The organism is Mesorhizobium sp. M7A.F.Ca.CA.002.05.1.1, from assembly GCF_003998335.1.
Lineage (GTDB): Bacteria > Pseudomonadota > Alphaproteobacteria > Rhizobiales > Rhizobiaceae > Mesorhizobium.
Genome location: NZ_RZQI01001365.1, coordinates 1 through 1,020, shown reverse-complemented (window position 1 = coordinate 1,020; position 1,020 = coordinate 1). Strand labels below are relative to the sequence as shown.

At 61.9% G+C, this 1,020-nt stretch carries 1 protein-coding gene; it reads right to left on the bottom strand.

The window, feature by feature from the left end:
* Window positions 1–124 precede the first annotated feature (124 nt).
* A complete protein-coding gene (locus tag EN939_RS35590) occupies window positions 125–742 on the bottom strand; it encodes a LysE family transporter (RefSeq protein WP_127271743.1) in 618 nt (205 codons plus the stop codon).
* Window positions 743–1,020: the final 278 nt, after the last annotated feature.

The window sequence follows — 1,020 nt, the reverse complement described above, 5'->3', positions numbered from 1 at the left end:
CCGCACCTATCTCGAACGGATTTTCGCCAAGACCGGAACCCGCCAGCAAAGCCAGCTCGTGGCGTTGCTGAAGAACGTGGAGCTGCCCAACCGCGGCTGACAAGTGGGCGCATACACCTGTCGCTCAATGTCCAAATGCGGAGAAGCCGAGCGCCACCAGAGTTCCTCCCAATACGATGTCTGCATGCTTTCGAAAACGTGCGTAAAATCGCTGGGCGACCGGTTGGGAAATACAAAGGCCGAGAAGGCCAAACCAGGCGATGGCAATGGCAAAAACCAGCACAGCCAAGGATAGGTGCATTGCCCCGCGCGCATCCAAGTTCAGTGTGGAGGACGCGAAGAACAATGCGGTGGCAGGGTTTGCCACTGCCGTGACAAAGCCCAGCCGAAAGTATCGCGTGATTGGAACGGGCTTCGGCACGTCGAAGCCAACCTTGATCGACAGCGCCCGCCGCATCGAATTCCAACCGATGAAGACCAGCATTGCACCGTAGAGGCTGGCGGCCATCTGGTGTGCAAAGCCCCCTGACGGCAACGCTCCGGCGCCAGTCGCGACGATGGTCGCCAGCGAACTCGCGCCCAAGGCAACACCGGCGGCGGCAGACAGAGCCGTGGCGCGCGAAGCGGTTAGCGCGGCCTGCGTGACGACGGCGAAGTTGGCGCCGGGCAGCATTGCCACCAGCGCATAGGAAATGGCGAACGGAAGCAACCCCGCCACCACGGCGTGTCCGGTTTCGAACATCGACTTTCCCCGCATCGGCAGCGGCCCGCCGCCTCAAGGCGGGCCGCTGCAATCGAGGGCGGAACTTGCACGGAATGCTTTGCCTCCGACAGTCGGCATATGCCGACTGTCGGGTTCCAAAAACCAGGTTGCTACCTGCGCCCGGTGAGCGGTTCGGTGCTCTTGAGCAGCGCCACCAGTTCACTCTGCTGGCGGGTTTCGGTCTTGGCGAAGATACGTTCGAGATAGGTGCGGCCGGTCTTTACCGTGATGTTGGACGCTGCCGCGACCTCCTTCAG

Excerpts from the sequence above, each read along its gene's own strand:
- EN939_RS35590 (WP_127271743.1), bottom strand. The coding sequence starts at position 742 with ATGTTCGAAACCGGACACGCCGTGGTGGCGGGGTTGCTTCCGTTCGCC.